The sequence below is a fragment of the Pseudomonas juntendi genome (assembly GCF_009932375.1).
GTDB classification, from domain to species: Bacteria; Pseudomonadota; Gammaproteobacteria; order Pseudomonadales; family Pseudomonadaceae; genus Aquipseudomonas; species Aquipseudomonas juntendi.
The window spans coordinates 1-275 of the sequence record NZ_BLJG01000474.1; the positions used below are offsets into that span (position 1 = coordinate 1).

The window sequence follows — 275 nt, forward strand, 5'->3', positions numbered from 1 at the left end:
CTCCCGGTACAGGGCAGGCAGGCTAGGCTCTTGTGGCGGCGCATCGGCAATGCCTGGGATGCCGCCGACCTCAGCCAGGATACGTTCCTGCGGGTGCTGGCCAGTGCTCAGCCGCTGGCAGACATCCGCGAGCCACGCGCCTACCTGCTTACCGTGGGCAAGCGCCTGCTCAGCAACTTCCACCAGCGCCGCAGCCTGGAGCAGGCCTACATGGATGCCTTTGCGCAGTTGCCTGAACAGCATGTACCGTCGCCCGAGCAGCGCTGGCTCGTGCT

At 66.5% G+C, this 275-nt stretch carries 1 pseudogene; it reads left to right on the top strand.

Annotation, left to right across the window (positions count from 1 at the left end):
• Positions 1 to 30: 30 nt before the first annotated feature.
• Positions 31 to 275: pseudogene (locus GYA94_RS26795) on the top strand (sigma factor); the annotation flags it as partial.